Source organism: Stenotrophomonas sp. FBCC-B152, assembly GCF_059134105.1.
In genome coordinates, this window is record NZ_CP101442.1 from 1,525,799 (window position 1) to 1,548,715 (window position 22,917).

Consider the following 22,917-nt stretch of genomic DNA (forward strand, 5'->3'; position numbering starts at 1 on the left):
GCCGGTTACTCCAGCTCGTGCTGGTGGCGTGCGGCCAACAGCAGCAGGTCGTTGGCGCGGCGGCAGCCGAGGGATTCCATCATGCGCGCACGGTGGGTTTCCACCGTCTTGACGCTGATGCCCAGGTCGGCGGCGATTTCCTTGTTGCTTTCGCCCTTGCCGATCTGGCGCAGGATCTCGCGCTGGCGCGGCGAGAGCGCGGCAACGCCGACCGGCTTTTCCTTGCCCAGCATGGGCGCCAGCATCTTGGCCGAGATCTGCGGGCTCAGGAACACCTGGCCGGCATGGGCCGCACGCAGGGCCAGGTCCAGCTCCTGGGGGGCGGCATCCTTGACCACGAAGCCAACCGCACCGCGGTCCAGCGCGTCGCGCACGTGCACCGCGTCGTCGTGCATGGTCATCATCACCACGCGGGTGCCGGGCGCGCGGACCAGGATGTCGCTCAGCGCTTCCAGCCCGGTACGGCCGGGCAGGGACAGGTCCATCAGGATCACATCGGGCGAATGCAGCAGCGCCATTTCCAGCGCCTGCTGCGCATTGCTGGCCTCTGCGGCGACCTCCACGTCGGCAAAGCCCTGGAGCAGGCGGCTGAGGCCGGCGCGGACCAGGGTGTGATCGTCGACGATGAGAACGCGCACGGGAGAGGGGATGTGAAGAAAGGAAGTTCTTCACATTATCCTAGCGCGGGGCTTTATTAAAGACCGCGCCGCCGGGAATCCGCCACCTGCCGCCGGTGCAGGCGGAACAGGTGCCGTTCCAGGGCCATTTCCAGCCCGTCGCTCATGGGCTCGAAGCGCAGCCAGAGGAAACAGGAGCCGGAACCGGTGGCCGCTTCGGCCAGCACGGCCACGGGCAGGTCGATATGGTCGGGCAGCCAGTCGCAGGGCTGCAGGCGGATCACGCCCAGGCTGCCGGCCGGCGCCCCGGTGCGGGCACCCAGTTCCAGGCGGATGCCCCGGCGCGACCAGCGCAGCGGGCGCAGGTCCAGGTCCTGCGCGCTCTGCCGCACCAGGCGACCGAGCAGGACCATGGTCAGGTCCAGCTTGGCTTCCAGGCGCTGCAGCTGGGTGCTGGACTCGCCGCGGTCGTCATGACCGTCATCGCCCCGGGAATCTTCGACCAGGGCCACGCTGCGCAGCAGGGTTTCGGCGCTGCCCGGGCGGATCACGCTGCTGCCCAGGCGGAATTCGGCGGGCAGGGCGACATCGCAGCTCAGCGTTTCATCGAACAGCTCGCTTTCGGCCGGATGATGGATGTCGCTGGGGCGAAGGTCGCTCATGTCAGGGATTCTGCCCGGAGGTAGGCGAGGGACGCGCGAACGGCGCGTCGGTCGGCGGTGATGTGGGTGCCCGCTTCGTCGCGGCGGGCGGCCATGCGGATGCTGACCTGCTGCTGGCGGGCGATCAGCCCGCGCAGGGAGCCGGCGTCAATGCGGGCATCGTGTTCGTCCAGGTACGCCCGGACCTGCTGGTCGTAGGCGTCCATCAGGCGCTGGGTGAGGTCGTGGTCTTCACCTTCGACGGCGCGCGACAACTCGTCCAGCGCGTCGTGCAGGGGTTGCAGTACGTCGGTGGCGAGTGCGGCGTGCATCAGGCGCCTGCCGCAGCGGGCTGGCGCTGGTCGTGCGGGATGGCATTCCACGCAGCATCGATCTCGGTCAGCAGCTGCAGGGCTTCCTGCAGGGCGGCGCCGTCGTTGTGCAGGTTGGCATCGGTCAGGCGCTGCATGACGTAGTCGTACAGGGCCGACAGGTTGCCGGCGATGTCGCCGCCGGCTTCGTGGTCGAGCGAGCCATTGAGGTGGCCGACGATGGCACAGGCCTCGCCGATCGCCTTGCCCTTGCGGGCCTGGTCATTGCGCTCAAGGCAGGCTTCGGCCAGGCGGATGCGCTCGCAGGCACCGGTCAGCAGCATGGCGACCAGTTTATGCGGGTCGGCATCGTTGACGGCGCTGGAAACGCCGACCTTGCGGTACTGCTCTGCGTACTGACGGCTGGAACCGTACATTGGAAATTTCTCCTCTGGGACCCACGCCAGACATCAGGTGGTGGGTGCTGCCATGAATATCGGCGGTGCGGTGCGGAAACTTGAGCGCTGCCCGCGACGGATCAGCTGCTGGTCTTCTTGGCCAGCGCCTGGGTCAGGCTGTCGCTGGTGGTCTGCATCTGGGTGACCAGGGTTTCCATGGCGGTGAACTGCTTGGTGTAGCGGTCGGAAACCTTCTCCATGCGCGCATCGAGCGCGTCCAGGCGGCTTTCCAGGTCCTTGATCTGCTTGTTCAGCGAATTGGTGCGCTGGGTGAGGGTGCCGGTTTCCTTGTCCAGGTTGCTCTTGATGAGCGTGTCCAAGGGCTTGGCGATGGCGCCTTCCTTGCCGAACAGGCGCGCGACGGCGTCCGGGTCCTTGCCGATGGCGGTTTCCATCTTGCCGGTGTCCAGGGTCAGGCTGCCGTCGGCGGCCATGGTGACGCCCATGTCCTTGAGGCCGTTGATGTTGGTGCTGAATTGGCTGCGCAGCTGCTGCTGCAGGCCACGCACCATGGCATCGCCGGTCAGGGCAGCGGCGGTCTTGCTGGTGGCGTTGTAGGCGCTGGTGGACTTCAGCGCGGTGTTCATCGCGTTGTAGGCGGCGACGAAGGTGGCCATGTCCGCCTTGACCGAGGTGTTGTCGCGGGTGATGGTCAGCGTCTGGGTCTTGCCCGCCTCGGTACCGGCCTTGGTCAGGGTCAGGTTCACGCCCGGGACGATGTCGCTGATCGTGTTGGAGCTGGAGGTGCGGGTGAAGCCGTCCACGACCACCACGGCGTCCTTGGGGTCGACGGTCTGGGTCATGCCCGAGCCGGCGGTGCCGTCGTAGGTCAGGCCGCTGAGGCCACCGTTGCCGCCGCTGGCGGTGATCTTGACGGCGCCGGCCAGGCCGGTATCGACGGCGCTGAGCACGAGGTGCTGGCCGTCGTCGGCGCTGATGACGCTGGCGGTGACGCCCTTGCCACCGGCCGCCTTGTTGATGGCGGCGGCGATGTCGGTGAGCTTGCTGTCTTCGTTGACGACGACATCGAAGGTCTTGTCGCCATAGGCCACGGTCAGGGTGCCATCACCCACGACCGCATCCTTGCCATAGGCGCCGGAGCTGAGCTTCTGGCCCTGCGCCAGTGATTTGACTTCGACCTGGTGGGTACCGGCCGAGGCCGAGGCGGCGCCGTCGGAGGTGTCGATGCTGGCGGTGAAGTTGGAATCGGTGATGGTGCTGGTCTTGAACGACGGTTTGTCGGCGTTCTTGATCAGGCTGGCCAGGGTGGTCTGCAGGTTGGTCATGCCACTGGTGAGGGTGGCCAGTGCCGACAACTTGGCACTGGCGGCAGTGCCGGCGGAATTGATCTGGTTCTCCTGGGGCTCGCGCTCCTTGGCGACCAGCTGGGCCACCAGGGTGGGAATATCGAGGCCGGTACCAATGGTGCCAATCGCCATGTCTGCAGTCCTGTCTTGAAAAGTGGGCACGCAACCGCCTGCGCTTCCTGCAGGTGGTATCGGCCCGGAACGGGGAGGCTTGAGCGCCACCGCCAACCGGCGGGCGCGCTGATGCCAAAGCAGGTGCAAGAGACATGCCAGAGCGGGCAGGTCCACAAAAAACCCCGCCGAAGCGGGGTTTCCTGTTACGCACCCTCTGCAGGCATCAGCCCTGCAGCAGGCTCATGACGCTCGAGGGCGACTGGTTGGCCTGGGCCAGCATCGCGGTGCCGGCCTGCTGCAGGATCTGCGTGCGGGTCAGTTCGGCGGTTTCCTTGGCGTAGTCGGTGTCGCGGATACGGCTGCGCGATGCCGACAGGTTTTCCGAGGTGGTGTTCAGGTTGGCGATGGTGGAGGTGAAGCGGTTCTGGATCGCACCCATGTCGGCACGCGAGGAGTTCACGGCCTTCAGGGCGTTGTCGACGATCGCCAGCGAGCGCTGGGCACCGGCCACGGAGCTGATGTTCAGGTCGCCGACCGAGGTCTTGGTGGTCGACACGGTGCCGCTGTTGGCAGCGGTGCTGGTCTCGGTCAGGCCGACGTTGGCGGCAGTGACGGCGGTGGCGCCAGCGGTGACGGTGCCGCCGTAGGCGACGTCGAAGGCCTGGCCGTCCTTGATCCCGCCCAGGGTGATCACGCCGCTCTTGACCGAGGCGTAGACGCCGGTGGTGTCCATCTTTTCGTTGATCGCGGCGGCGGTGGCAGCGGTGATCGACTGGCCGGCCTTCACGTTGAAGTCGGCGATGGTGACGGTCTGCGCGGTGCCACCCTTGGGGGTGTAGGAGATCTGCAGGCCGCTGAACTTGGTGTCGGCGGTGGCGGCATCGGCGGCAGCCAGGCTGGTGCCGACGTAGTCGCCGGCGAAGAACCCGCTGCCGAGCTTGCTGGTGCTGGAGTCGACGATGCTGTTGATGCCGATGGTCTGGCCCGAATCCGCGCCGACCTGGAACAGGGCGCCGGAGAACGAGCCGTCCAGCAGCTTGGTGCCGTTGAAGTTGGTCTGCCGCGAAACGCGGTCGATTTCCGAGGTCAGCTGCTTGACTTCGGCGTTCAGCGCTTCACGGTCGCTGTCGGAGTTGGTGGCGTTGGCCGACTGCACCGACAGTTCACGGATACGCTGCAGGTTGTTGCCGATTTCAACCATCGCGCCTTCGGCGGTCTGCGCCAGCGAAATGCCGTCGTTGGCATTGCGCACGGCCACGTCCAGGCCGCGGATCTGGGTGCTGAAACGCTCGGAGATGGCGAGGCCGGCGGCATCGTCCTTGGCGCTGTTGATGCGCAGGCCCGAGGACAGGCGCTGGATCGTGGTGGCCAGGCTGGAACCGCTGGTGGACAGGTTGCGCTGGGCGTTCAGCGACATCACGTTGGTATTGATGACTTGTGCCATTTTCTTGCTCCTGGTGGCGATGATGTCGCCGGTGGTAGAGGTGTTTTCCCCTTGCGGGGGAGGCCACGCGTTAGGTCATGCCATGGCTGAAATCATTAGCGACACTTTGTCAACAAGCTTTAATCAATAGATGCGAAAAATCGCGGAAAAATCGACAACGAAAAACCCCGCCGAAGCGGGGTTTTTCGCAGTGCGCACCACGTGCAGGGATCAGCCCTGCAGCAGGCTCATCACGCTCGAGGGCGACTGGTTGGCCTGGGCCAGCATCGCGGTACCGGCCTGCTGCAGGATCTGCGTGCGGGTCAGTTCGGCGGTTTCCTTGGCGTAGTCGGTGTCGCGGATACGGCTGCGCGAGGCCGACAGGTTTTCCGAGGTGGTGCCGAGGTTGGCGATGGTGGAGGTGAAGCGGTTCTGGATCGCGCCCATGTCGGCACGCGAGGAGTTGACCGCCTTCAGGGCCTTGTCGACCACGTCGATGGCCTGCTGGGCGCCCACCACCTTGGAGATGTCCAGGCCGGCCGCGAAGCTCTTGGTGGTCGGCGCGGCGGTGGAAGTGGTGAAGGTCGGCGCGGTCTTGGTGGCCGGGGTGGCGGCAGTGTCGGTCCAGGTGCCTGCGGTGACCACGAAGGCCTTGAAGGCGCCGGCCGAGTCGGTGCTGTCCTTGATCGCGGTCAGGTTGACCTTGGTGGGGTCGGCCTTGTCGACTTCGGCGTAGACGCCGGACTGGTCCATCTTTTCATTCAGCGCGGCGGCCACGGCCTTGGCGGCGGCGCCCTGCATGTCGGCGGCGGTGGTGCCGGTGGCCTTGACGTTGATCGTGTCCAGATCGATGGCCTTGCCGTCCGAGCCGGTCACCTTCATGCCGGTGATGGTCAGGCCCAGGCCGGCGGTCACGCCGGCTGCGCCGACGGTGAGGGAGTTCTTGTCGAACTGCGAGCCGCCCAGCGAGGAGCTGCTGGCGTTGACGATGCTGTTGATGCCGATGGTCTGGCCCGAATCGGCGCCGACCTGGAACAGGGCGCCGGAGAACGAGCCGTCCAGCAGCTTGGTGCCGTTGAAGTTGGTCTGGCGCGAGACGCGGTCGATTTCCGAGACCAGCTGCTTCACTTCGGCATTCAGCGCCTCACGGTCGCTGTCGGAGTTGGTGGCGTTGGCCGACTGCACCGACAGTTCACGGATACGCTGCAGGTTGTTGCCGATTTCGACCATCGCGCCTTCGGCGGTCTGGGCCAGCGAGATGCCGTCGTTGGCATTGCGCACGGCAACGTCCAGGCCGCGGATCTGGGTGCTGAAGCGCTCGGAGATGGCCAAGCCGGCGGCATCGTCCTTGGCGCTGTTGATGCGCAGGCCCGAGGACAGGCGCTGGATCGTGGTGGCCAGGCTGGAACCGCTGGTCGACAGATTGCGCTGTGCGTTCAGCGACATCACATTGGTGTTGATGACTTGTGCCATTTCCGTGCTCCTGGGTGATGCGGGTTGGTTGGGCTGCCGTGAGGGGCAGCGGGCGATGTGCCCTGCTTGAGATCAATAACGACACGCCAAGGGGAACCTTTAGGGGTCCACGGCAGAAAATGTTCGGGTGTCAATGGCTGGAACGAAAAAACCCCGCCGGGGCGGGGTCTTTCGTGGAGCGGATGCCGTGCAGGGATCAGCCCTGCAGCAGGCTCATCACGCTCGAGGGCGACTGGTTGGCCTGGGCCAGCATCGCGGTACCGGCCTGCTGCAGGATCTGCGTGCGGGTCAGTTCGGCGGTTTCCTTGGCGTAGTCGGTGTCGCGGATTCGGCTGCGCGAAGCGGACAGGTTTTCCGAGGTGGTGCCGAGGTTGGCGATGGTGGAGGTGAAGCGGTTCTGGATCGCACCCATGTCGGCACGCGAGGAGTTCACCGCGGTCAGCGCCTTGTCGACGATCGACAGGGCCTGCTGGGCGCCGGCGACCTTGGAGATGTCCAGGTCGGAGGCGTAGTTGGTCTTGAGCAGGGCCTGCGCGGCGGCGTTGGTCGGTGCGTAGGCGGTACCCGGCAGGGCAACACCGGTGGTGGTGCCGACGCTGCCGAAGGTCACGTCGATGGCGTTGAACACGCCCTTGTCATCCACGTTGTTCTGCACCGAGGTCAGCTTGACCGCACCGGAGGCGCCGGCCTCGGCGTACACGCCGGTCTGGTCCATCTTCTCGTTGATGGCGGCGGCGACGGCGGCGGTGGCGGCCTTCTGGGTGGCGGCCAGGTCGACGCCGGCCTTCACTTCGATGTCCGACAGCTTGTAGGAATTGCCGTCGGCGCCCTTGATTTCCATGCCGGTGATCTTGACGTCACCGTTCGTCGCGCCCTGGGCAAGGGTGAACGTGCCGGTATCGAACTTGGCGCCGCCCAGCGCGCTGGCGCTGGCGTTGACGATGCTGTTGATGCCGATGGTCTGGCCCGAATCGGCGCCGACCTGGAACAGGGCGCCGGAGAACGAGCCGTCCAGCAACTTGGTGCCGTTGAAGTTGGTCTGGCGCGAAACGCGGTCGATTTCCGAGACCAGCTGCTTCACTTCGGCGTTCAGCGCTTCACGGTCGCTGTCGGAGTTGGTGGCGTTGGACGACTGCACCGACAGTTCACGGATGCGCTGCAGGTTGTTGCCGATTTCGACCATCGCGCCTTCGGCGGTCTGGGCCAGCGAGATGCCGTCGTTGGCGTTGCGCACGGCAACGTCCAGGCCGCGGATCTGGGTGCTGAAACGCTCGGAGATGGCCAGGCCGGCGGCATCGTCCTTGGCGCTGTTGATGCGCAGGCCCGAGGACAGGCGCTGGATCGTGGTAGCCAGGCTGGAACCGCTGGTCGACAGATTGCGCTGTGCGTTCAGCGACATCACATTGGTGTTGATGACTTGTGCCATTTCCGTGCTCCTGGATACGAAGGTATTGCGGTTTTTTGGGGTGCCCCGGGGGAGGCAGTGGGCGATGTGCCCTGGTTGAAATCATTAACGACACCCCGCCGGGAACCTTTAGGGTCGACAGGGTGATTTTTGCGCTTGTCAACAAAAAACCCCGCCGGGGCGGGGTTTTTGTTACATCAGATGCTGAATGATCAGCCGTTCAGCAGGCTCATCACGCTGGAAGGCGACTGGTTGGCCTGGGCCAGCATTGCGGTACCGGCCTGCTGCAGGATCTGCGTGCGGGTCAGTTCGGCGGTTTCCTTGGCGTAGTCGGTGTCGCGGATACGGCTGCGCGAGGCCGACAGGTTTTCGGAGGTGGTGTTCAGGTTGGCGATGGTGGAGGTGAAGCGGTTCTGGATCGCACCCATGTCGGCGCGCGAGGAGTTCACTGCCTTCAGTGCGTCATCGACGATCGACAGGGCTTTCTGGGCACCGGCAACCGAGGAGATGTCCACGCCGCCGACGGTGTCGCGGGCGGTGGCGGTCGCTGCTGCAATGCCATCGAACGCTTCGGTGAGGCCGGCGGCGGTGCTGGCGCCGGCGGTGAAGGTCAGGTCCTTGCCGGACTTGAGCGAGGTCAGGGTCATCTCACCGGTGGAGCTCAGCGACGCATAAACGCCGGTCTGGTCCATCTTGTCGTTGATCGCATTGACCACCTTCTTGCTGACGTCTGCGGCCTTGTCGCCTACGGCGACAGCCACATCATCGATGGTCTTGCCGTTGATGACCATGCCGCCGACCTTGCCTGCGGCGGTGGCGGTACCGGCCAGGATCGGGTCATCTGAGGTCTGGGCGGCGGCATACAGGCCATTGCCCAGGTTGGCGGTGCTGGCGTCAACGATGCTGTTGATGCCGATGGTCTGGCCCGAATCGGCGCCGATCTGGAACAGCGCGCCGGAGAACGAACCATCCAGCAGCTTGGTGCCGTTGAAGTTGGTCTGGCGGGAAACGCGGTCGATTTCCGAGGTCAGCTGCTTCACTTCGGCGTTCAGCGCTTCGCGGTCGCTGTCGGAGTTGGTGGCGTTGGCCGACTGCACCGACAGTTCACGGATGCGCTGCAGGTTGTTGCCGATTTCGACCATCGCGCCTTCGGCGGTCTGGGCCAGCGAAATGCCGTCGTTGGCATTGCGCACGGCCACGTCCAGGCCGCGGATCTGGGTGCTGAAACGCTCGGAGATGGCGAGGCCGGCCGCGTCGTCCTTGGCGCTGTTGATGCGCAGGCCCGAGGACAGGCGCTGGATCGTGGTGGCCAGGCTGGAACCGCTGGTCGACAGATTGCGCTGTGCGTTCAGCGACATCACGTTGGTATTGATTACTTGTGCCATTTATCTCTTTCCTGTGGGCAAGTTCCGGCCGCGGCGTGCACCCGGAGTTGACGCAGAGTCCGCACCCGTGGCGGATGCAGCTGTTGCAGGAGAGATAACGGCGGTTGGCGCGAAGCCTTGAGAAAAAATACGCGGAAAACATCACCCGGGTGGGGTGATGGTCGGTGGTCGCGCGCGTCCGGCAGCGGCCGGAACACGCGCGAAAGCCTGCAGCGCGGGGCGTTTGGCGCCCGGCGTGCGCGCTATGTCAGCGGATCGCGTTGAACAGCGACATCTGCTGCATCTGGGTGAAAATGGTCTGCGCGGCCTGCAGGGAAATCTGTTCCAGCTGGTACTGGCCGATGGCTTCGGCGTAATCCAGGTCGCGCATGGCCGACAGGGTGGTCTTCAGGGTCACGCCGTTGGCCTCGCGCAGGGCGCCGGCATCGTCGATGGCCTTCAGCTGGGCACCGCCGGCGGCGCGGGCGTCGATGAACTTCTCCGAGGCACGGGCGACGTCACGGATGCCGGCCTGCAGGATGTTCTGCTGGCGGGCCACGGCGGTCGGGTCGTCGGCGGCGTTGTCCAGGGCGTTGATCATGCCGTCCAGGGTGGAGAAGATGTCGCGGGCATCGGCAGCGCCGATCCCGAAGCTGTCGCCCGCCTTGGGTTCGCCTTCGATCCGCATGGAAACGCCTTCGAACGTGATGTCTTCGCCGGCCTTGAAAGCGCCGGTCTTGACCACGGTGTTGGTCGCATCGACCACTTCATAGGCGTCCGGGCCGGTGAAGCGCAGGGTGTAGCTGGCACCATCCCAGCTGCCCGAGGCCGGGTCGCGGCCGAAGGTGGTGAGCACGCCGGTGCCGGTGTTGGTGCCGTCGGCACTGCCGTCCAGGGTGCCATCGCCGGTGCGGATGCGCAGGAAGATCTCGCTGCCGGGCAGGGCGTCCTTGACGAAGGTGTCCGGCGCCACTTCCACCTGGCGCTGGGTCTGGTCGCCGTTGTAGGTGACCACGCCGTTGCTGAGCTTGAACGGTGCATCGGCGTCGTCGGTGCCGCCGAACAGGTAGCGGCCGGTGCCGTCGGTGGAATTGGCCAGCGACAGCAGGCCGTCGCGCACGCTCTTCAGTTCCGAGGCGATCGACTTCAGGTCGGCCGCCGACAGCGCCGGGTTGTTGGCCTGGATGGTAAGTTCGGTGATGTGGGCCATCATCTCGCCGGCCTGGGCCAGCGCGTTTTCCTGCAGCCCCAGGCGGTTTTCCACCACGTCGCCATTGCGGGCGAAGCGGTCCAGTTCGGCCACGGCGCGGTCCAGGCCGACCGCGGTGCCGGCGGCGACCGGGTCGTCCTTGGCGCTGACCAGCTTCTTGCCGGTGGCCAGCTGCTGCTCCAGGTGGTTCATCTTGCTCTGCTTGGCCATCATCATCGAGATGGACTGGTTGAACATCATCCCGGTGGAGATTCGGTTGTTCATCGCGAAACGGCTCCCAGGATGGTCTGGAACATGGTGTCGGCAGTGGAAATCAGCTGCGAGGCGGCCTGGTAGGCCTGCTGCAGCCGGAGCATGTCGGCGGCTTCTTCGTCCAGGTTGACGCCGGAGACCGAGTCGCGCGAGGCCTGTGCCTGGTCGGTGATGACCTGCTGGGCCTGCAGCGAGTAGTCGGCTGCGCGCGCGGCCGAACCGACCAGGGTGGTCAGGCCGCCGAGCGCGCCGTTCAGGGTGACCGTGCCGGCATTGAAGGTCTTGGCGTCTTCCACCTTGGCCAGCAGCAGGGCGTTGGTGTTGTCGCTGGACCCGGCCGGGGTGGGGCTGATGTTGAAGCTGTCGCCGACCTTGGGCGCACCGTCCAGCACGAAGCTCCAGCCGTTGGCGCTGATGGTCTGGCCGGCGGTGTAGGTGAACGGGCCGGTGCCATCGATGGTGTATTCGGTGGCGCTGGTGAATACGATCGCGGCCGGGTTGCGCAGGTTCGCGTTGGTGTAGTCGCCCACGGCCACGCCGCTGACCTTGCCGGTGCCGGTGTTGCCCAGGCCGGCGGCGGCCTTGATCGGCGCGGCGGCGGCAATGCGCGAGGTGTCGGTGATGGCCACTGACAGGGTGCCGGCCACGCCGGCGGTGGGTTGCAGCAGGAAGCGGTCGTTCTGCGCCGGGGTGCCGGACATCACCATTTCCACGCCGTTGAGCACCAGCGGGTCGGCCGCGGTGCCGGTGCCGGTCATCGGCACGGCAGCACCGGTATCGGCACGCGTGGCCTGCCAGGCACCGCCGTCGAACTTCAGCACGATGTTCTGGCCGTCCAGCTTGGACAGGTCGCCGAAGCTGGCGCTGAAGCTGGCGGTGCCGGTATTGCCGGTGTTGCCGGTAACGCGCGGGCTGCCGTAGTTGAAGAAATCGCCGCCCATGTTGCCGTACAGGTCGACGCCCTGGTGGTGGGTGTCGTTGAAGTTGCTGGCCAGGCCCACGGCAAGCTTGCCCAGCTCGGCCTGGGTGGGGGTGAGCACTGAATCGCGGAACTCGAGCAGGCCGCCGATCTGGCCGCCCAGGCTCTTCGGGTCCAGGGTGATCTTCTGGCCCTGGGTTTCCATTGCCAGCTGCAGGCGCTCAGGCTGGTAAGGATCGGTAACCGTGGTGACCTTGCTGGCGGTGGTGCCCACCACCACGGCCTGGCCGCCGGCGGTATAGACGTTCATGAAGCCGCCGTCCTGCATCACCGCAGTGCCACCGGTGTAGCCGATCAGGTTGGCCACCAGCTGGTCGCGGCGGTCGAGCAGGTCTGGTGCGGCGGTGTTGGCGTTGCTGCCGATGGCGCCATTGAGCTGGGCGATCTCCGCTGCCAGCCGGTTGACCTCGGAGGCGCCGGCGATCAGGCCGTTGTTGACCTCGCCATTGAGCGAGTTGAGGCTTTCGTTGAGCTGCTTGAAACGGCTGGCCAGGGTGCCGGCGTTGTCCAGCACGTTCTGGCGGTCGGCGGTGCCCGAGGCATTCGAGGACAGGCCGCTGACCGTATCGAAGAAGTTCGACCACACGCCGGACACATTGGTGGCGGTATCGGAGAACAGCGAATCCACGCGGTCGGCCAGGGTGGACAGCTGCTTCAGCCGCGCCAGTTCGCCGCTGCTGTCGAGCAGGCGCGAGATCGCCAGCTGGTCGGCCACGCGGCGCACGTCGGTGATGCGGGTGCCGTTGCCGATATCGCCATAGCCCAGGTTCTGCGGGCTGGCGGTGGCGAAGTCCACCTTCTGCCGGCTGTAGCCGGGCGTGTTGATGTTGGCGACGTTATGGCTGGTGGTGGCCAGTGCGCGCTGGAAGGCGAGCAGGGCGCTGGTGCCGGTGGAAAGTACGGACATGGTTTACCTCAACGACGGATTGCCCCCAGCCCGGCGGGGCTGGCGGTGCTGGCAAAGGTGCGACCCAGGCGCTGGCTGGCATCGCCCACGGCGGCGATGGCGCGCTCGATGGTCGGGCCGCCGGCGATCGCGGCGATCTTGGCCGCGTAGCTGGGGTCGGTGGCGTAGCCGGCCTTCTGCAGGCCCTGGGCGAAGCCGCGGACATCGCCACCGGCCTGCAGCGCGTTCTGGTAGCGCGGGCTGTTCTTGAGCAGTTTCACGTAGTCGGCAAAGCTGTCGCCGACCGAGGTGTAGGCACGGAAGCTGGCGGTTTCGTTGCGGCGCACGCCATCCACGTATTCGTGCGTGCCGCTGGTGGCGCGCTCGCCACTCCAGCCGCTGGCCTTGATCCCGAACAGGTTGTGCGAGCTGCCGCCGCCATTGCGCTGCACCAGCTTGCGGCCCCAGCCGGTTTCCAGCGCGGCCTGGGCGACCAGCGCCTTGGCATCCACGCCCAGTTCGCGCGCGGCCTGCTGCGCGTGGCCCCAGATGCTGGCCACGAAGCCTTCGGGGGTATGCGCGCCCAGCTGGGCGGCAGCGGTGCTGCCGGCCAGCGTGTCCACGGCACTGGGGCCGGTGCGGGTGGCGGCGGTGGTGCCGACATCGCGCCAGCGGTCGTCGGCCATGGCCCAGTTGTCGCTGGACGGATCGGTGGCGGGCGCGGCCCCATACGGATCGCTGCGGCCGATCGCTTCATGCATCTGGCTGCTTTCGCGGCCGGCAATCAGGTCCAGGGCGCGTTCCATCGGCTGCAGCACCGCCAACGGCGCCTGCCCGCCGAGCTGCTGCAGCAGCTCCACTTCGCTTGGCGCGGACGGCGCTGCACCGGACGCGGGCAGGGTCATGGGTGCTGCGGCCGGCGCGTTGAGCCGATAGGCGCGCAGCGCCGCGGCCGGATCGAGGCGCGTATCGGTGGGCTTGGTGGCCTCGGTTTCGCCGCCGCCGAGCTGGCGCGAGATCATCGCCGACAACCCGAGGCCGCGGCCCTTGGTCATCGCTTCGGCGATCTTCTGGTCGTACATGTCGCGGAACATCTGGTTTTCGCCGGGCAGCAGCGAATCGCCGAAACTGGCATCGCGCATGCTCTTGACCAGCATCTGCGCGAACTGGCCTTCCAGCTGGCGCGCGACCTTGTCGACCTTGGCCGGGCTGTTGGCCTGGGCCGGATTGAGCTCCAGTGACGGTTGGATGCGCATCAGATCACCTCGAGTTCGGCACTCAGCGCGCCGGCCTGCTTGAGCGCCTCTAGGATCGCGATCAGGTCGCCCGGGGCGGCGCCCACGGCATTGACCGCGTGCACGATCTCATCGAGGGTGCTGCCGCCGTTGAACTTGAACATGCGGCTGCCGTCGTTGGTGGCGGTGATGGTGGACTGCGGCGTGGCCACGGTCTGGCCGCCGGCGAAGGCATTGGGCTGGCTGACGTTGGTATTTTCGTTGATCGTCACGGTCAGCGAACCGTGCGAGATGGCGGCGGCGCCGACCCGAACCTGCGAACCGATCACCACGGTGCCGGTACGCGAGTTGACCACCACCTTGGCCGGCGCGGTGCCGGGGGTGAGTTCGAGGTTCTCGATGCGGGCCAGCAGGCCGATGCGTGCGCCGGGGTCCTGGGGCGACTGCACCGCCACGGTGACGCCATCCACGGCGCGCGCGGCGCCATCGCCGAAGGCGTTGTTCAACGCCGCAACCATGCGCGACACGGTGGTGAAGTCGTTCTTGTGCAGGTTGAGCGTGATCTCGCCGCCGGCGCTGAACACGTCGGGCAGGGCACGTTCGACGGTGGCGCCGTTCGGAATGCGGCCGACGCTGGGCACGTTGACCGACACCCGCGAGCCATCCTTGCCCTGTGCGCCGAAGCCACCCACCACCAGGTTGCCCTGGGCGATGGCGTAGACCTGGCCATCGGCGCCGCGCAGCGGCGCCATCAGCAACGAACCGCCACGCAGCGACACCGCGTTGCCGATCGACGACACGGTGATGTCGATCGGCTGGCCCGGCTTGGCGAACGGCGGCAGCTCGGCGTGGATCGCCACGGCGGCCACGTTCTTCAGCTGCGGGTTGACGTTGGCCGGCACGTTCACGCCCAGCTCGCCCAGCAGGTTCTTCAGGCTCTGCACGGTGAAGGGGGCCTGGCTGGTGCGGTCACCGCTGCCATCCAGGCCGACCACCAGGCCGTAACCGACCAGCGCATTGCCGCGCACGCCGCCGACCTGGGCCAGGTCCTTGATCCGCTCAGCCGAAGCAGAGGAGATGCAGAGCAGGGACGTAGCAATGACGTAGATCCACGCCCTGCGTGGATTCGCGGAAATCATCGAAAGCAAGCTCTTCATATCAGCCTCAGAACGGCACCAGCGCCGAGTTGAAGAAACGACTCAACCAGCCCATCGCATTGGACTGGGCAACCGGGCCGCGGCCGCCGTAGACGATGCGCGCATCGGCCACGCGGCTGGAGGGAATGGTGTTGTCCGGGAAGATGTCCGCCGCGCGCACGATGCCCTGCACCTGCACCAGCTCATCCCCCTGGTTCAGCCGCAGGTTCTTGGCCCCCTGCACGACCAGGTTGCCGTTGGGCAGGCGCTGCATCACGGTCACGGTCACGCTGCCCTGCAGGCGGTTGCTCTGCGCGCTGGTGCCCTTGCCGGTGAAGTCGCGCGAGCCGGTTGCGCTGGCACCCAGGATGTCCTTGCCGCCGAGGGTCACCGGCGCACCGAACAGCGTGGGCGTGCCCAGCGCGAGGTTGGATTCCTTGTCGGTGCTGGTGTTGGCCGTGGTCTGCGCGGTGGTGCTTTCGGTCAGGGTGATGGTCAGCAGGTCGCCGACATCGCGTGCGCGGCGGTCGGAATACAGCTGCAGGCCGGGGCCCGAGGCGTAGATCGCCCCGGCGGTGGCCGGTGCGCTGGGCGCGACCACGGGCACGACCGGCGCCATTGCCGGATAGGGGCGCACATCGCCCGCGATGACGCAGCCGCCGAGCAGGGCGGTTACGGCGTTGGCGAGCAGCAGGCGAAGGGTAGGGCGCAGAGGCGACATGGCAGGTTCCCGGTTCAACCGATCAGACGTTGTTGTTGAGGTAGCCGAGCATGGAGTCGGTGGTGGAGATCGCCTTGGCGTTCATTTCGTAGGCGCGCTGGGTTTCGATCATCGACACCAGCTCTTCGACCACGTTGACGTTGCTGCCTTCCAGCGCACCCTGCACCACGCTGCCCAGGCCGTTCAGGCCGGGGTTGCCGTTCTGTGCGGGGCCGGAGGCGGTGGTTTCCAGGAAAAGGTTTTCACCGCGTGCCTGCAGGCCGGCCGGATTGACGAAGTCGGTCAGGGTCAGCGCGCCGATTTCCACCGAGGCGGCGTCGTCGGCCATCTTCACGCTGATGGTGCCGTCGGTGCCGATGGTGAGCGACTGCGCGCCTTCGGGAATCTGGATGCCCGGCTGCACCGGGTAGCCGCTGTTGGTGACCAGTTCGCCCTGCTGGTTGCGCTGGAACGAGCCGTCACGGGTGTAAGCCGACGAACCATCGGGCATCTGCACTTCGAAGAAGCCGCGGCCGTTGACCATCACGTCCAGCGCGCGACCGGTCTGCTGCTGGCTGCCCTGTTCGAAGTTCTTCGAGGTAGCCACCACGCGCACGCCGGTACCCAGCTGCAGGCCGGTCGGCAGCTGCGTCTGGGCCGAAGAGGAACCGCCGGGCTGGCGCACCTGCTGGTACAGCAGGTCTTCGAAGCTGGCACGGTCCTGCTTGAAGCCGGTGGTATTGGTGTTGGCGAGGTTGTTGGAAACCACCGACATGCGCGTCTGCTGCGCATCCAGTCCGGTCTTGGCGATCCACAATGCCTGGTTCATGGCCTTGTTCCTGTGTTGATGCGGGTGGCCACGCGGGGTGGCCGTTGTCCTGGCTGATGCATGGCGCGTGCCACAACCGCGCCGGAATTACGTCGGGGCCGCCGGTCAGCTGCCCAGGCGCAGCAGGGAATTGGCGCTGCGGGCGTTTTCGTCGCCGTGCTTGATCACCTTCACCTGCATTTCGTACTGCCGCTGCAGCTGGATCATCTGCACCAGCGCGCCGGCGGCATCCACGTTGCTGCCTTCCAGCTGGCCGCTGTCCAGCGACTTGCCCTGGGCCTGCACGAACGGCTGCTGCGGGTCGGTGTTGCGCATCAGGCCGTCCAGCCCGCGCTCCAGCCGCGCATCCTCGGCGGCGACCACGCGCAGGCGGCCGATCACCGCCATGGTCTGCGGGCCTTCCCCCTGCGGGATGATCGAGATGGTGCCGTCGTTGCCGATGTCCATCGCCTGGTGCGGCGGAATCGCGATCGGGGCGCCGTTCTCGTCCAGCACCGGATGGCCGCCGGCGGTCACCAGCTGGCCATTGGGCGTGATCGACAGCGATGCACCGCGGGTATAGGCCTCACCGCCGCCGGTGGGCGCCTGCACGGCCAGCCAGTTGCCGGCGTCCAGCGACAGGTCCAGCGCGTTGCCGGTGATGTGCTGGGCACCCTGGCGCCGGTTGAAGCCGGCATCCACGTGCAGCGCGTCCACGCGCGAGGCGTAGCCGGCACCCTTGATCGGGAAGGCCTCGGTGTTGGCGAGGGCTTCCTTGAATCCGGGGGTATCGGTGTTGGCCAGGTTGTGCGACAGCGTGCCCTGCGCCTGCAGGGACGCACGTGCACCGGTCATCGCGACGTAGAGCGCCTTGTCCATCGTTGTATTCCCGTGCTGCTGCGATCAGTGGCTCATCAACGGATGTTGATGATGGTCTGGGTGATCTGGTCCATCGTGGAGACCATCTGCGAGTTGGCCTGGAAGTTGCGCTGGGCGGTGATCATGTTGACCAGCTGCTCGGTCAGGTCGACCGTGGAGGACTCCAGCGAACCGGCCTGGACCTTGCCCAGGTTGGAGCTGTCGGGTGCGCCGGTACGCGGGGTGCCGGAGCTGAAGGTTTCCACCCACAGGTTGTTGCCCTTGGCTTCCAGGCCCTGCGAGTTGTTGAAGGTGGTCAGCGCGACCTGGCCCAGCGGCTTGTCGTCGCCGTTGGTGTAGCGGGCGTAGACGACGCCGGTTTCGGACACGGTGATCTCATTGAGCTTGCCGGCCGCGTAGCCGTCCTGCTGGGTGTTGCGCAGCGCGAACTTCTCGCCGTACTGGGTCGACCCGGTGACATCCAGGGTCATCGCCAGGGTGCCGGCGCCGGTGGTCGGGGTGAACGGGTCCATCACGATCTGGCCGTTGGCCGGGTTGGTCAGCGCGCCGGCATCGTTGAAGCTCAGCGTGGTCGGGGTGCCCACTGCCTGGCCATCGACGTAGTTATGGACCTGCCATTCGTTGGCGGTGGCGGTCTTGACGAAGTACGAGGTCTGGGTGTGGCTCACGCCCAGCGAGTCGTACACGGTGATGCCGCCGGTGGACTGGTTGTAGCTGTTGGAATCGGTCGGGTCGAAGGTCGCCAGGGTCGGCTGCTTGGCGTTGGCCGGCAGGGTGAAGGCCACGTTGACCTTGCCGGTCTGCTTGGGCGGGCTGTCGGTGGTGAGCAGCTGCAGGTCGGTGAGGCGGCCGCTGTCGAAGCTGGTGCCGTCGGCATTGGGCGCGAACACCTGCAGGCGTGCACCCTGCGGGTTGGTCACGTAGCCGGCCTGGTCGGTCTGGAAGTTGCCGGCGCGCGAATACACGCGGGCGCCGTTCATGTTCATGGTGAAGAAGCCCTCACCGGAGATCGCCATGTCCAGGCTGCGCCCGGTCTGTTCGTTGTTGCCCTGCGAGAACTGCTGGGCCACGTTGGTCAGGCGCACGCCCGAGCCGACCGCGTTCTTGGACAGGCCGTAGCTGGTGGCCGAGAACAGGTCGGCGAACTCGGCGCGCGATTCCTTGAAGCCGGTGGTGTTGACGTTGGCGATGTTGTTCGCGGTGACGTTCAGGTCGGCATTGGCGGCATTGATGCCGGAAAGCGAAATGTTGAAGCCCATGGGGTTCTCCTTGGATGCGTGACGAAGGGACTCAGCTGACGCGCAGCACGTAGTCGATCGGGGCCGTGCCCAGGCCCTTGAGGTTGAGGTACAGGCCGTCCGAGCCGACGGTGACGCTTTCCACCGGCGCTTCGACGTAGGTATTGATCTTGGTCTGGGTGCCGGCACTGTCGGTGTGGGTGGCGGCGATGGTGTAGCTGCCGGCGGCCATGCGGTTGCCGTTGGCATCCTTGCCATCCCAGTCGAAGGTCACTTCGCCGGCTTCCTTGGCTTCCACGCTGAGCTGGGTGACCTTCACGCCGTTGGCGTCGGTGATGTCCACCGTGACGTAGCCGGCGCCGGGCGCGGCGACCATGCCGCTGGTATCGCCTTCGGCCTCCAGCTGCCACTTGGTGGAGGGCACCAGTACGTCGTGGCCGACCAGCGCGGCGCCGCGCAGCACCTGGTCGCCGGCCATCGATTCCTGGAAGCCCTTGACGGTACTGTTGAGGTCGTTGATGCCCTGCACCTGCGACAGTTGCGCCATCTGCGCCACCATCTGGGTGTTGTCCATGGGCTTGAGCGGATCCTGGTGCTGCAGCTGCTCGGTCATCAGGCGCAGGAAGTCGGCCTGGTCCAGGGTGTCCTTCTTCTTGGTGGTGCTGCTGTTGGGTGCGTTCAGGCCCAAGGCGCTGTAGATGTCGGTGTTGCCGACGCCGCTGGTGCTGCTCATGACGGTATGTCCTGCAATAAGAAGGGTCAGCGACCCATGGTCAGGGTGGCCAGCGCCAGTTCCTTGGCAGTGGTGAGCATCTCCACGCCGGCCTGGTAATTGCGCGAGGTCGAGATCAGGTTGACCATCTGGGCAACGGGGTCGACATCGGGCTGGTAGATGTAGCCATCGCCATCGGCCAGCGGGTGGCCGGGCTCGTAGCGCTTGATCGGCGCGGCGTTGCTCTGGCTGATTTCCTTGACCTGGACGGTGGTGATGTTCGGGTCGGTGCGGCTGGTGACCGACTGGAAGATGGGTTCCAGCGGCTTGTAGACGGCATCGGCCGAGCCGGCGATGGTGTCGGCGTTGGACAGGTTGGAGGCCAGCGTGCTCATGCGCACGGACTGGGCCTGCAGCGCGGAGCCGGCGATATCGAAAATGGGCAGGTTGCTCATGGCTTATTGCCCCGTGATCGCGGTGAGCATGGAGCGCACCTTGGATTCGACGAAGCTCAGCGAGGCGCGGTATTCCAGCGCAGCGCGGCCATAGGCGGCGCGCTCGGCATCGGGATCGACGGTGTTGCCGTCGATGCTCGGCTGCACGCCTTCCTTGGTGATCTGGAACGGGTTGAGCCCACCACCGATGGTGAAGTGCTGCTCATTGGTGGTCCGCATGAGGCCGTTGCTGTCGGCACCCTGCGCGTTGCGCAGGGCGGCATCGAAGTCCAGGTCCTGGGCCTTGTACCCGGGGGTATCGGCATTGCTCAGGTTGCTGGCAATCAGCTTCATCCGCTGCTCGCGCAACGGCATGGCCTGGGCATGGACACCCAGATAGTCGGAAATCAGGTTGGGCATGGCGCTCTCCCACGGGACGATGTGGGGAGTGGTGCAAGCGGCATGCCAAAAAGCAGCGATTCATTGCGTGGGAGGGCGGGGGTCGGCAGGACCTGCCGGGACACGCCGTGAACCCATCCATGGGGGCTTGTCAAAAACATCCATGTTTTTGACAGTCCCGTCAGGCCCTGCCGACCCCCGCCAACCGACATCGCCTCGCCGCAGGGCAAGCCTTGAACAGTCGGAGGGGTAGAGCCGGGCTTCGCCCGGCTGCATTGTTCATGGTTGCCCGGGATAGGCAGGCGCCAGCCATGTATCGAGGGCCGGGGCGGAGGGGGTTGCGGGACCGTAGAGCGCCATGGATGGCGCGAACGAGCCCCCATGGATGGGTTCACGGCGTGTCCCGCAACCCCCTCCGCCCCGGCCCTGCAAGCGATAACGTGCCGCTGCTTTTAGCGCCTCACGCCGCGAGGGCGACCTTCCGGAGGCAATCGAGCATGAAATCGGCCAGTTCGTGCGGGGAATACTTGGCCACGAAGGCGTTGGCGCCGACCCGTTCGACCATGGCGTTGTTGAATACGCCCGAGAGGGAGGTGTGCAGCAGCACGTACAGGCCGGCCAGGCCCGGGTGGCGACGGATTTCCGTCGTCAGGGTGTAGCCGTCCATGGCCGGCATTTCGATGTCCGAAATGACCATGGCGTAACGCTCGGCCGGGTTTTCGCCGGCGGCGTGGATCTGCAGCAGGTGGTCCAGGGCCTGCTTGCCGTCCGAGAGCAGGGTGGCGCCCACGCCCAGCTGGTCCAGCACGCTGCGGATCTGCTGGCGGGCCACGCGCGAGTCGTCCACCACCAGCACCTGCAGCTGCGGGGCGTCGGCCGGCAGCGCCATCGACGGGTCCAGCACGGCCTCGCCACGCACCTGGGCGATGTCGGCCAGCACGCTTTCCACGTCGATCACCTGGATCAGCTCACCCTGGAAGCGGGTGACGGCGGTCAGGTAGCTCGATTCGGCGCCCAGCTCCGGCGGCGGATGGATGTCTTCCACGGCGATGTTGACGATGCGCTCCACGCCGCTGACCAGGAAGCCCTGGATCGAACGGTTGAATTCGGTCACCACCAGGTAGCCCGGCGCCTTGTCGGCGTCCGGCTCGCGCTCGGGGTGGCCGATTGCCAGGCCCAGGTCCAGCACCGGCACCGAGCGGCCGCGCACGTCGGCCACGCCGGCGAACTGGCTGGGCAGCCCGGGCACCTGGAACAGGTCCGGCCGGCGCAGGACTTCCTGCACCTTGAACACGTTGACGCCAAAAAGCTGACGTCCGCCAAGGCGGAACAGCAGCAGGGCCAGGCGGTTGTGGCCAGCCAGGCGCGTGCGCTGGTCGATGCGGTTGAGCAGGTCATGTGACATGGGAGTGGTATCGGCGCCAACCGCGTTCCCTTGAGCGGGCAGATGAGCCCGTGAACGGCACGGCGCTTGCATGGTGCTGCGCATGTGCCATGCCCCCGGAGCCGCCATGCGTATCCTTCTTATAGTTGCCACGCTGATCGCCTTGGCAGGTGCGTCCCCGCACGCCCGGGCCGCCGGCGGCTGGCAGCCGGTAGACAGCATCCGCGCCGCCGCGCTGTCCACGTTGCCGGCCGGCAGCGAAGGCGACACCACCCTGGATTCGGCGCTGCGCCTGCCGGCCTGCGGCCAGGACCTGCGCGCCCAGCCCACCGGCACCAGCACCGTGGAGGTCAGCTGCCCCGACGCGGGCGGCTGGCGCCTGTTCGTACCGGTGAAGGTGCGCCGCAACCAGACCGTGCTGATCCTCAATCGTGGCATTGCCGCTGGAGAAACGATCGGCATGGCCGATATCACCACAGCACAGCGTGACGTGGCCCGCATTGCCGGTGCCGCCCTGGCCGATCCGGCCGTGGCGGTGGGGCGGGTGGCGCGGCGTACGCTGAGTGCCGGCAGCCTGCTGTCGGCCAACGACCTGGTCGCCCAGCGTCTCATCCGCCGCGGCGACAGCGTCGCACTGGTCTCCCGTTTTGGCGGGGTCGAAGTCCGGGTGGCGGGCAAGGCACTGGCCGATGCAGGTGAAAATGAACGCGTATCCGTGGAAAATCTGTCGTCACGCAAGGTGGTCCAGGGCACGGTGGCGGCCAGTGGCGACGTTTTTGTGACGCGCTGACCACTCCAGCACGCAAAATCTCCTAAAGATGCCGGCCCCCGTGCCGTTATCCCTTGTGAACCGTAACTCCCAGGACAACCCATGAGCCAGAAAATCGACGGCAACCTGCAGGCGACCGCCCATCTGCGCAGCATTGCGCCGGGTAACAAGCCCAGCGTTAGCACCGATGCCCCGGCGCGGCCGGTGGAAGCGGCCGACAGCCTGAAGCTGACCGGCGAGGCCACCAGCCTGCAGGCGCTGCAGCGCGAACTGAGCACCGCCCCGGCGATCGATGCCGGTCGCGTGCAGGCCGTGCGCGAGTCGCTGCAGAACGGCACCTACAAGATCAACCCGGACGCGATCGCCTCGCGCATGCTTGAGCTGGACCAGCAGCTGCAGAAATGAAGCTGGCCATGAGCGAGCCATTGCAGCGCCTCAGCGATGCCCTGGACGTCGAACGCCAGGCATTGGTGGAGCATGACGTCCAGTCCCTGATCCGCGCCACCAGCGCCAAGCTCGATGCGCTGCGTGCGCTGGAGCAGGTGTTGCCGGTGGGGCAGAACGAACGCCTGCAGGAACTGGCCGAGCGCAACCGCGCCAACGGCGTGCTGCTGGCGCGCCGCCGCCGCGAGGTCAACTGGGCGCTGCGCCAGCTGGGCCGCAGCGAAGCCTCCTCGGCGTACGACGCCAAGGGCCAGGCCAACACCCTGCATACGCGGCGGCCGCTGGCCGTCGCCTGAGCGCCACCCCGGATCGCGCTCCAACACGGATATAGTGGGCACC

At 66.5% G+C, this 22,917-nt stretch carries 24 protein-coding genes; 3 read left to right on the forward strand and 21 right to left on the reverse strand.

From position 1 onward, the window contains the following. Positions 1 to 5 precede the first annotated feature (5 nt). The 21 genes from NMB40_RS07295 to NMB40_RS07395 form a co-directional block, all read right to left on the reverse strand. Positions 6 to 638, reverse strand: coding sequence for a response regulator (locus tag NMB40_RS07295; RefSeq protein ID WP_282245246.1), 633 nt, complete (start codon positions 636 to 638; stop codon positions 6 to 8). A 56-nt stretch (positions 639 to 694) separates the two neighbouring features. After that, a complete protein-coding gene (locus NMB40_RS07300; protein WP_282245243.1) occupies positions 695 to 1,279 on the reverse strand; it encodes a PilZ domain-containing protein in 585 nt (194 codons plus the stop codon). Further along, entirely contained in the window at positions 1,276 to 1,590 is a 315-nt protein-coding gene (locus NMB40_RS07305; RefSeq protein ID WP_282245241.1) for a hypothetical protein, read from the reverse strand. The genes NMB40_RS07300 and NMB40_RS07305 overlap by 4 nt, the downstream gene beginning before the upstream one ends. Beyond that, on the reverse strand, positions 1,590 to 2,006 hold the full coding sequence (fliS, locus tag NMB40_RS07310; protein WP_282245239.1) for a flagellar export chaperone FliS: 417 nt from the start codon (positions 2,004 to 2,006) through the stop codon (positions 1,590 to 1,592). The genes NMB40_RS07305 and fliS overlap by 1 nt, the downstream gene beginning before the upstream one ends. Before the next feature lie 101 nt (positions 2,007 to 2,107). Further along, complete coding sequence (gene fliD, locus NMB40_RS07315) at positions 2,108 to 3,466, reverse strand: flagellar filament capping protein FliD (RefSeq protein ID WP_494360600.1); 1,359 nt, start codon at positions 3,464 to 3,466, stop codon at positions 2,108 to 2,110. 205 nt (positions 3,467 to 3,671) lie between these two features. Next, a complete protein-coding gene (locus NMB40_RS07320; RefSeq protein WP_494360601.1) occupies positions 3,672 to 4,892 on the reverse strand; it encodes a flagellin in 1,221 nt (406 codons plus the stop codon). 210 nt (positions 4,893 to 5,102) lie between these two features. After that, positions 5,103 to 6,344 carry a flagellin gene (locus NMB40_RS07325; protein ID WP_494360602.1) on the reverse strand — a complete coding sequence of 414 codons (1,242 nt, stop codon included), beginning with the start codon at positions 6,342 to 6,344 and terminating at the stop codon, positions 5,103 to 5,105. A 196-nt stretch (positions 6,345 to 6,540) separates the two neighbouring features. Next, the gene (locus NMB40_RS07330) at positions 6,541 to 7,770 is read right to left on the reverse strand and encodes a flagellin (protein WP_494360603.1); all 1,230 of its coding nucleotides are present in this window, start codon (positions 7,768 to 7,770) and stop codon (positions 6,541 to 6,543) included. Between the two features lie 191 nt (positions 7,771 to 7,961). Further along, positions 7,962 to 9,134 carry a flagellin gene (locus tag NMB40_RS07335; RefSeq protein ID WP_494360604.1) on the reverse strand — a complete coding sequence of 391 codons (1,173 nt, stop codon included), beginning with the start codon at positions 9,132 to 9,134 and terminating at the stop codon, positions 7,962 to 7,964. 247 nt (positions 9,135 to 9,381) lie between these two features. Then, positions 9,382 to 10,587: a flagellar hook-associated protein FlgL gene (gene flgL / locus NMB40_RS07340; protein ID WP_494360605.1), complete on the reverse strand. Its 1,206-nt coding sequence runs from the start codon at positions 10,585 to 10,587 to the stop codon at positions 9,382 to 9,384. Further along, a complete protein-coding gene (flgK, locus tag NMB40_RS07345) occupies positions 10,584 to 12,461 on the reverse strand; it encodes a flagellar hook-associated protein FlgK (RefSeq protein ID WP_494360606.1) in 1,878 nt (625 codons plus the stop codon). The genes flgL and flgK overlap by 4 nt, the downstream gene beginning before the upstream one ends. An 8-nt stretch (positions 12,462 to 12,469) precedes the next feature. Then, positions 12,470 to 13,696, reverse strand: coding sequence for a flagellar assembly peptidoglycan hydrolase FlgJ (flgJ, locus tag NMB40_RS07350; protein WP_494360607.1), 1,227 nt, complete (start codon positions 13,694 to 13,696; stop codon positions 12,470 to 12,472). Beyond that, positions 13,696 to 14,832 (reverse strand): flagellar basal body P-ring protein FlgI, encoded by a 1,137-nt coding sequence (locus NMB40_RS07355; protein WP_494360608.1) that lies wholly within the window; start codon positions 14,830 to 14,832, stop codon positions 13,696 to 13,698. Before NMB40_RS07355 ends, flgJ begins: the two co-directional genes overlap by 1 nt. 7 nt (positions 14,833 to 14,839) lie before the next feature. Continuing rightward, positions 14,840 to 15,532: a flagellar basal body L-ring protein FlgH gene (gene flgH / locus NMB40_RS07360; RefSeq protein WP_494360609.1), complete on the reverse strand. Its 693-nt coding sequence runs from the start codon at positions 15,530 to 15,532 to the stop codon at positions 14,840 to 14,842. 22 nt (positions 15,533 to 15,554) lie between these two features. Next, positions 15,555 to 16,340 carry a flagellar basal-body rod protein FlgG gene (gene flgG, locus NMB40_RS07365; protein WP_068851734.1) on the reverse strand — a complete coding sequence of 262 codons (786 nt, stop codon included), beginning with the start codon at positions 16,338 to 16,340 and terminating at the stop codon, positions 15,555 to 15,557. A 105-nt stretch (positions 16,341 to 16,445) separates the two neighbouring features. Beyond that, positions 16,446 to 17,198, reverse strand: a complete 753-nt coding sequence (locus NMB40_RS07370; RefSeq protein WP_068851737.1) for a flagellar basal body rod protein FlgF — start codon at positions 17,196 to 17,198, stop codon at positions 16,446 to 16,448. Between the two features lie 35 nt (positions 17,199 to 17,233). Beyond that, positions 17,234 to 18,457 carry a flagellar hook protein FlgE gene (flgE, locus tag NMB40_RS07375; protein WP_494360610.1) on the reverse strand — a complete coding sequence of 408 codons (1,224 nt, stop codon included), beginning with the start codon at positions 18,455 to 18,457 and terminating at the stop codon, positions 17,234 to 17,236. 31 nt (positions 18,458 to 18,488) lie between these two features. After that, positions 18,489 to 19,169, reverse strand: a complete 681-nt coding sequence (locus tag NMB40_RS07380) for a flagellar hook assembly protein FlgD (RefSeq protein WP_282245209.1) — start codon at positions 19,167 to 19,169, stop codon at positions 18,489 to 18,491. 26 nt (positions 19,170 to 19,195) lie between these two features. Next, positions 19,196 to 19,603 (reverse strand): flagellar basal body rod protein FlgC, encoded by a 408-nt coding sequence (gene flgC, locus NMB40_RS07385; RefSeq protein WP_214903342.1) that lies wholly within the window; start codon positions 19,601 to 19,603, stop codon positions 19,196 to 19,198. 3 nt (positions 19,604 to 19,606) lie between these two features. Beyond that, positions 19,607 to 20,002 (reverse strand): flagellar basal body rod protein FlgB, encoded by a 396-nt coding sequence (gene flgB / locus NMB40_RS07390; protein ID WP_282245203.1) that lies wholly within the window; start codon positions 20,000 to 20,002, stop codon positions 19,607 to 19,609. Between the two features lie 439 nt (positions 20,003 to 20,441). After that, positions 20,442 to 21,386: a chemotaxis protein gene (locus NMB40_RS07395; protein ID WP_494360611.1), complete on the reverse strand. Its 945-nt coding sequence runs from the start codon at positions 21,384 to 21,386 to the stop codon at positions 20,442 to 20,444. 106 nt (positions 21,387 to 21,492) lie between these two features. Between NMB40_RS07395 and flgA the strand changes: the two genes are divergently transcribed. From flgA to NMB40_RS07410, 3 genes are all read left to right on the forward strand, one after another. Then, positions 21,493 to 22,155: a flagellar basal body P-ring formation chaperone FlgA gene (gene flgA, locus NMB40_RS07400; protein WP_494360612.1), complete on the forward strand. Its 663-nt coding sequence runs from the start codon at positions 21,493 to 21,495 to the stop codon at positions 22,153 to 22,155. Between the two features lie 81 nt (positions 22,156 to 22,236). Then, positions 22,237 to 22,539, forward strand: a complete 303-nt coding sequence (gene flgM, locus NMB40_RS07405) for a flagellar biosynthesis anti-sigma factor FlgM (protein WP_068851758.1) — start codon at positions 22,237 to 22,239, stop codon at positions 22,537 to 22,539. Positions 22,540 to 22,541: 2 nt separating this feature from the next. Further along, the gene (locus NMB40_RS07410) at positions 22,542 to 22,874 is read left to right on the forward strand and encodes a flagellar protein FlgN (RefSeq protein WP_473168603.1); all 333 of its coding nucleotides are present in this window, start codon (positions 22,542 to 22,544) and stop codon (positions 22,872 to 22,874) included. Positions 22,875 to 22,917 lie beyond the last annotated feature (43 nt).

What these genes read in the sequence shown, in the direction of transcription:
- flgB (WP_282245203.1), bottom strand. Translation starts at nt 20,002, where the DNA reads ATGCCCAACCTGATTTCCGACTATCTGGGTGTCCATGCCCAGGCCATG.
- flgL (WP_494360605.1), bottom strand. Translation starts at nt 10,587, where the DNA reads ATGAACAACCGAATCTCCACCGGGATGATGTTCAACCAGTCCATCTCG.
- NMB40_RS07370 (WP_068851737.1), bottom strand. Translation starts at nt 17,198, where the DNA reads ATGGACAAGGCGCTCTACGTCGCGATGACCGGTGCACGTGCGTCCCTG.
- flgE (WP_494360610.1), bottom strand. Translation starts at nt 18,457, where the DNA reads ATGGGCTTCAACATTTCGCTTTCCGGCATCAATGCCGCCAATGCCGAC.
- NMB40_RS07330 (WP_494360603.1), bottom strand. Translation starts at nt 7,770, where the DNA reads ATGGCACAAGTCATCAACACCAATGTGATGTCGCTGAACGCACAGCGC.
- flgM (WP_068851758.1), top strand. Translation starts at nt 22,237, where the DNA reads ATGAGCCAGAAAATCGACGGCAACCTGCAGGCGACCGCCCATCTGCGC.
- NMB40_RS07325 (WP_494360602.1), bottom strand. Translation starts at nt 6,344, where the DNA reads ATGGCACAAGTCATCAACACCAATGTGATGTCGCTGAACGCACAGCGC.
- flgC (WP_214903342.1), bottom strand. Translation starts at nt 19,603, where the DNA reads ATGAGCAACCTGCCCATTTTCGATATCGCCGGCTCCGCGCTGCAGGCC.
- flgG (WP_068851734.1), bottom strand. Translation starts at nt 16,340, where the DNA reads ATGAACCAGGCATTGTGGATCGCCAAGACCGGACTGGATGCGCAGCAG.
- flgK (WP_494360606.1), bottom strand. Translation starts at nt 12,461, where the DNA reads ATGTCCGTACTTTCCACCGGCACCAGCGCCCTGCTCGCCTTCCAGCGC.
- NMB40_RS07395 (WP_494360611.1), bottom strand. Translation starts at nt 21,386, where the DNA reads ATGTCACATGACCTGCTCAACCGCATCGACCAGCGCACGCGCCTGGCT.
- flgH (WP_494360609.1), bottom strand. Translation starts at nt 15,532, where the DNA reads ATGTCGCCTCTGCGCCCTACCCTTCGCCTGCTGCTCGCCAACGCCGTA.
- NMB40_RS07380 (WP_282245209.1), bottom strand. Translation starts at nt 19,169, where the DNA reads ATGAGCAGCACCAGCGGCGTCGGCAACACCGACATCTACAGCGCCTTG.
- NMB40_RS07300 (WP_282245243.1), bottom strand. Translation starts at nt 1,279, where the DNA reads ATGAGCGACCTTCGCCCCAGCGACATCCATCATCCGGCCGAAAGCGAG.
- fliS (WP_282245239.1), bottom strand. Translation starts at nt 2,006, where the DNA reads ATGTACGGTTCCAGCCGTCAGTACGCAGAGCAGTACCGCAAGGTCGGC.
- NMB40_RS07335 (WP_494360604.1), bottom strand. Translation starts at nt 9,134, where the DNA reads ATGGCACAAGTAATCAATACCAACGTGATGTCGCTGAACGCACAGCGC.
- NMB40_RS07355 (WP_494360608.1), bottom strand. Translation starts at nt 14,832, where the DNA reads ATGAAGAGCTTGCTTTCGATGATTTCCGCGAATCCACGCAGGGCGTGG.
- NMB40_RS07320 (WP_494360601.1), bottom strand. Translation starts at nt 4,892, where the DNA reads ATGGCACAAGTCATCAATACCAACGTGATGTCGCTGAACGCCCAGCGC.
- flgA (WP_494360612.1), top strand. Translation starts at nt 21,493, where the DNA reads ATGCGTATCCTTCTTATAGTTGCCACGCTGATCGCCTTGGCAGGTGCG.
- NMB40_RS07305 (WP_282245241.1), bottom strand. Translation starts at nt 1,590, where the DNA reads ATGCACGCCGCACTCGCCACCGACGTACTGCAACCCCTGCACGACGCG.
- fliD (WP_494360600.1), bottom strand. Translation starts at nt 3,466, where the DNA reads ATGGCGATTGGCACCATTGGTACCGGCCTCGATATTCCCACCCTGGTG.
- flgJ (WP_494360607.1), bottom strand. Translation starts at nt 13,696, where the DNA reads ATGCGCATCCAACCGTCACTGGAGCTCAATCCGGCCCAGGCCAACAGC.